The 5,285-nt window shown below is 72.6% G+C and carries 5 protein-coding genes; 3 read left to right on the top strand and 2 right to left on the bottom strand.

What is annotated here, in order from left to right; translation table 11 throughout:
* Positions 1-46: 46 nt before the first annotated feature.
* Positions 47-1,225, bottom strand: a complete 1,179-nt coding sequence (gene tuf / locus ACWEKM_RS43375; RefSeq protein ID WP_451626816.1) for an elongation factor Tu — start codon at positions 1,223-1,225, stop codon at positions 47-49.
* Positions 1,226-1,577: 352 nt separating this feature from the next.
* On the opposite strand from tuf, the gene ACWEKM_RS43370 reads away from it, so the two are divergent.
* The 3 genes from ACWEKM_RS43370 to ACWEKM_RS43360 all read left to right on the top strand — a co-directional run bounded on the left by ACWEKM_RS43370 (position 1,578) and on the right by ACWEKM_RS43360 (position 4,277).
* Positions 1,578-2,363 (top strand): TVP38/TMEM64 family protein, encoded by a 786-nt coding sequence (locus ACWEKM_RS43370; protein ID WP_451626815.1) that lies wholly within the window; start codon positions 1,578-1,580, stop codon positions 2,361-2,363.
* 761 nt (positions 2,364-3,124) lie between these two features.
* Positions 3,125-4,000, top strand: coding sequence for an undecaprenyl-diphosphate phosphatase (locus ACWEKM_RS43365; protein ID WP_451626814.1), 876 nt, complete (start codon positions 3,125-3,127; stop codon positions 3,998-4,000).
* A gap of 97 nt (positions 4,001-4,097) precedes the next feature.
* Positions 4,098-4,277: a hypothetical protein gene (locus tag ACWEKM_RS43360; protein ID WP_451626813.1), complete on the top strand. Its 180-nt coding sequence runs from the start codon at positions 4,098-4,100 to the stop codon at positions 4,275-4,277.
* Positions 4,278-4,370: 93 nt separating this feature from the next.
* Here ACWEKM_RS43360 and ACWEKM_RS43355 read toward each other — a convergent pair whose 3' ends face one another.
* Entirely contained in the window at positions 4,371-5,111 is a 741-nt protein-coding gene (locus ACWEKM_RS43355; RefSeq protein WP_451626812.1) for an SDR family oxidoreductase, read from the bottom strand.
* Positions 5,112-5,285 lie beyond the last annotated feature (174 nt).

The following is a 5,285-nucleotide window of genomic DNA, read 5'->3' as shown; positions in this document are numbered from 1 at the left end:
GCCGGGCCGGTCGCACGGCCGCACCGGAGCCGCGCCGGGGCCGCCCTCAGCCGACCGAGGTCACCGTGCCCGCGCCGACCGTCCGGCCGCCCTCGCGGACGGCGAACCCGAGCCCGGGCTCCAGCGGGACCGCCCGGCCCAGCTCCACCGTCATGGTGACGGTGTCCCCGGGGCGCGCGACCGCCGTCGCACCGAGGTCGACATCCCCGACCACATCCGCGGTACGGATGTAGAACTGCGGCCGGTAGCCGGTCGACACCGGGGTCGTCCGGCCGCCCTCGCGCGAGGACAGCACATACACGCGCGCACCGAAGCGACGGCTCGGCGCGACGCTGCCGGGCGCCGCCACGACGTGCCCGCGCCGTACCGCGTCCCGCGGCACCCCGCGCAACAGCAGCGCCACGTTGTCCCCGGCCTGCGCCTCCTGCATCGGCTTGCCGAAGGTCTCCAGACCGGTGACCACCGTCTCAAGGCCGGCGCCGGGCACCTCGACCCGGTCGCCGACCCGGATCGTGCCCCGCTCCACCGCCCCGGTGACCACGGTGCCCCGCCCGGTGATGGTGAGCACGTTCTCGACGGGCAGCAGGAACGGCGCGTCGAGACAGCGCTCCGGGACCGGCACATAGGTGTCCACCGCGTCCAGCAGCGCCTCGACGGCGGCGGTCCAGCGCGGGTCCCCGTCGAGGGCCCTGAGCCCGGAGACCCGTACGACGGGTACGCAGTCGCCGGGGTAGCCCTGCGCGGTGAGCAGTTCGCGGATCTCCAGCTCCACCAGGTCGGTCAGCTCCTCGTCGCCCGCGTCGGCCTTGTTGAGGGCGACGACGATGTGGTCGACGCCCACCTGCCGGGCGAGCAGCACGTGCTCGGCGGTCTGCGGCATGATCCCGTCGACCGCGGAGACGACGAGGATCGCCCCGTCGAGCTGCGCGGCGCCGGTGACCATGTTCTTGATGTAGTCGGCGTGACCCGGCATGTCGACGTGCGCGTAGTGCCGGGTGTCGGTCTCGTACTCGACGTGCGCGATGTTGATGGTGATGCCCCGCGCCGCCTCCTCCGGGGCCCGGTCGATGCGGTCGAACGGCACGTACCGGGTGCCGCCGCCGGTGCCGCGCTCGGCCAGGACCTTGGTGATGGCGGCGGTCAGGGTGGTCTTGCCGTGGTCTACGTGGCCCATCGTGCCGATGTTCAGATGCGGTTTGGTGCGCACGTACGCCGTCTTGGGCATGGCTGTACCTCGAAGCCTCGTGAGTGGTGTGGGGGACCCCGGGTAGGCACCGACCCTCCCCTTACGGGGTCCGCCGGACGATCCGGAGAGGGTCAGCTTCGGGCGCCGTCGACGGCCACGACGATCGGGACGGCAGCCTTCGGGGCATCCGCGACCGCGGATGCTGCGAGGACGAAGACGTGCCGGAACATGACGTCGATCATCGCCGACGTGGTATCCCGCGTCGAATGGTTTTCGGTCGGCGCCCGGCGGCACAGGAGGGGCCACGAGATGACCGGCATACGACGGTCCGTACGTGGCATGCGACGGACCGTACGTCGATCGGACATCTACGTCGGTTACTGTCACCGGCATGCTCGATGCCACCAACCGCTCTGGGGGCACCGCAACGGCCTCTCCCCGGGCCGCCGCTGAATCGGCCGCCGCCGTCCCCGCGACGGCGTCCGATCCGCCGCTCACGCGCGCGGGATTCACGGCGCGCTGCACGCGCGCGTTGCTCTCGCCCTGGTCCCGACTGTCCCTGCTCGTGACGCTGCTCGCGGCCGCCGCCGCGGCCGTGCTGCTGTTCGAACCGCAGCGGCTGCTCACCCACGGCTGGCCACCGCAGCTCGGCGGGGTCACCGCGGCGTCCGTGTTCGCCGTGGCGTACGGGCTGTGCACGGTGGCGTTCGTGCCGCGCCCGCTGCTCAACCTGGCGGCCGGGGCCCTGTTCGGCTCCCCACTGGGGCTCGGCACGGCGCTGGTGGGCACCGTGCTGGGCGCCGCGATCGCGTTCGGCCTGGGCCGGATGCTGGGCCAGGACGCGCTCCGCCCGCTGCTGCGCGGGCGCTGGCTGCTGGCCGCCGACGGCCAGCTCAGCCGGCACGGATTCCGCTCGATGATGGCGGCGCGACTGTTCCCCGGCGTGCCGTTCTGGGCGGCGAACTACTGCGCCGCCGTCTCCCGCATGGGCTGGCCGCCGTTCCTGCTCGCGACGGCGCTCGGTTCGGTCCCGAACACGGCCGCGTATGTCGTGGCGGGCGCGCGTGCCTCGGCGCCGACGTCGCCCGCCTTCCTGATCGCGGTGGCGTGCATCGCCGTACCGACCCTGGCGGGTGCCGTGGTGGCCTGGCGCAAGCGCCACCATCTGCGCCCGTGATGAACCGTCAGACGGCCTCCAGGACCGCGGCGTCGGCGCCTCCTGCCGCCTCGCGCAGGGTCGGCCGGGCCGCGTCGTGACGCGTCGCGCGGGCGCGGGGCTACTGAGCCGGGTGCACGTCGAGGCGACCGCACCGTGCGAACACGGCGTGCTCCGAGGGCTGTTCGGCCCCTACGGCGGACTCGGTCAGGTGCGCCGCGTCGCCCCGTCAGAGCCGGTCGAGGCTCCCCCGTCGCCGCCGCGACGCCTGCGGCACCGCGCGGCCCGCCCTCTCGCCACTCGGCGAGCCCGAGCGTACGAGTGCGGCGGCGGCCCGGTGGGGCGTCCAGGGGCTCGGGGCCGACTGCCTCACGTCGCGCCCGGTAGCCGGTGAGCGCGAGATCCCGCCGGGCGCGGGCGAACCGCTCGCGTTCCCCCTCCGGGGGCGTTGGCCGGGATCGTGGTCGCGGCGAGGTACGTCCCGGGATCGGTCAGGTACTCCGGGCGCAGGGTGAGCACCGCCTCCCCCGCCTCGCGCAGCCCGCTGTTCCGCATGCTTTCCCCACCCGCCGCAACGGCGGCGACGGCCCGGCGGCCGGTCGACACCCGGTCAACACCCGGTCGGCTGCCGGTCAACACCCGGTCGACACCCGGTCGGCTGCCGGGGACCGGGGGCGAACCCCTGTGTCCGGCCTGTCACCCCGGGGCGCTACGCTGCCCCTCACACACGTGATCACCACGTTTCCCGGCTTCCCCGATCAGCGCTTGGACCTCTCACCTTCATGTCTTGGTTTGAATCCCTCGTCCTCGGACTCGTCCAGGGGCTGACCGAGTTCCTCCCGGTCTCGTCCAGCGCACATCTGCGGCTGACCGCCGCCTTCTCCGGCTGGCGGGACCCGGGCGCGGCCTTCACGGCCATCACCCAGATCGGCACGGAGGCCGCGGTGCTGATCTACTTCCGCAAGGACATCGGCCGGATCATCACGGCCTGGTTCCGGTCACTGTTCGACAAGGCGATGCGGCACGACCACGACGCCCAGATGGGCTGGCTGGTGATCATCGGCTCGATCCCGATCGGCGTGCTGGGTGTGACGCTGAAGGACCAGATCGAGGGGCCGTTCCGGGATCTGCGGGTCACGGCGACCATGCTGATCGTCGTCGGCCTCGTCATAGGTTTCGCGGACCGGCTTGCGGCCCGCGACGAGAAGGGCGGCCGGCACCGCGCCCCCCAGCAGCGCAAGACCCTGGAGAACCTGGGCGTCCGGGACGGCCTGATCTACGGCCTGTGCCAGGCATGCGCCCTCATCCCGGGGGTCTCCCGCTCCGGCGCCACGATCAGCGGCGGCCTGTTCATGGGCTACCGGCGCGAGGCGGCGGCCCGGTACTCGTTCCTGCTCGCCGTTCCGGCCGTCCTCGCCTCCGGGGCGTTCGAGTTGAAGGACGCGATGAGCAGTGACCACGTCGCCTGGGGTCCGACGCTCTTCGCGACGGTGATCGCCTTCGTCTCCGGGTACGCGGTCATCACCTGGTTCATGAAGTTCATCTCGTCGAAGAGCTTCATGCCGTTCGTCTACTACCGGGTGGTGCTCGGCATCGTCATCATCGCCCTGGTGACGGCGGGCGTGCTCAGCCCGCACGCGGCGGAGTCGGCGAACTGACCGCCCGCGGCCACCGGCCGCGCCCGTGACCGACTCCCCACGATCCCGGTAGCGGTGCGGTAGCGCAGTGTCAGTGCTTGCCCCTAGGCTTGTCCGCATGTCCCCCGATTTCGCACCCCCTGGTTCCATGCGGTCTGCCGCCGAGGTGAACGAACACATCCGGGCCCTGTGGCTGCGTGCGGGCGGATCCCTGTCGGCCCAGGAGCGCGAGGAGTACGAGTTGCTGGTGGTCGAGTGGGCCGAGGCGATCCGCGGCGAGATCATCGAGGCGGCCTGAGCGTCCGGGCGCGGAACAGGCCGACGGGCATGCTCCGCACCCGCCCCGAACTCACCGCGCCCGCAGGGAAGATGACGGGCTGACCTCGTGGTCCTACCGGCCGCCCGCCACGCGCAGCACCGCGCCGGTGGTGTACGAGGACTCCGCGGACATCAGCCAGGCGATCGCGGCGGCGATCTCCTCCGCCTTTCCGGGCCGGCGCAGGGGGATCGTGGCGGCCATGCGGTGCGCGCGGTCCGGATCGCCCATCGCCGCGTGCATCTCCGTGTCGATCGCCCCGGGAGCGACCGCGTTGACGCGGACGCCATCCGGGCCGAGTTCCTTCGCCAGCCCCACGGTGAGGGCGTCGACGGCGGCCTTGGTCGCCGCGTAGTGGACGTACTCCCCGGGGCTGCCCAGTGTGGCGGCCCCGGACGAGACGTTCACGATCACACCTTCGCCCCGGCCCGCCATGAGACGGGCGGCGCGGCGCGAGCACAGCAGCGTGCCGAGGAGATTGACCTCGACGACCCGGCGCAGATCGGCGGTGTCCGTATCCGCCAGCCGTCCCAGCGGACCGCTCACCCCGGCGTTGTTCACCAGCCCGGTGACGGGCCCGAGGCGCTCCTGCGCCGTGTCGAACAGCCGCTCCACATCGGCCTCCACGGCCGTGTCCACGCGCACGGTCGCACAGCGGCCGCCCGCCGCGCGCACCCCCGCGGCGACCGACTCGGCCGCCGCGGCGTCCCGGACGTAACCGACGACCAGGTCGTGCCCGTCCGCCGCGAGCCGCAGACAGGTCGCGGCGCCGATCCCCCGGCTGCCGCCGGTGACGACCGTGACGGGGCGTGTCATGAGGACCTCCTGGTGACATGTACGGTCGAAGATCATTCACTCTACGACCGGCCGGGGCACGGCTCGCGACCCGGTACCTGATCGCGCAGTGGAAGTGGAGCCGTGGACGCCTGTGCATCAGGCGGTTGAAACCAACGACTATGAGGAACTCGCTACGCTTCTGGATGCCGGAGC

Source organism: Streptomyces sp. NPDC004752, assembly GCF_053601275.1.
The sequence above is the reverse complement of the archived record's forward strand: the minus strand, read 5'-3'. Positions and strand labels throughout refer to the sequence as shown.

What these genes read in the sequence shown, in the direction of transcription:
- ACWEKM_RS43355 (WP_451626812.1), bottom strand. Translation starts at nt 5,111, where the DNA reads ATGACACGCCCCGTCACGGTCGTCACCGGCGGCAGCCGGGGGATCGGC.
- ACWEKM_RS43365 (WP_451626814.1), top strand. Translation starts at nt 3,125, where the DNA reads ATGTCTTGGTTTGAATCCCTCGTCCTCGGACTCGTCCAGGGGCTGACC.
- ACWEKM_RS43360 (WP_451626813.1), top strand. Translation starts at nt 4,098, where the DNA reads ATGTCCCCCGATTTCGCACCCCCTGGTTCCATGCGGTCTGCCGCCGAG.
- ACWEKM_RS43370 (WP_451626815.1), top strand. Translation starts at nt 1,578, where the DNA reads ATGCTCGATGCCACCAACCGCTCTGGGGGCACCGCAACGGCCTCTCCC.
- tuf (WP_451626816.1), bottom strand. Translation starts at nt 1,225, where the DNA reads ATGCCCAAGACGGCGTACGTGCGCACCAAACCGCATCTGAACATCGGC.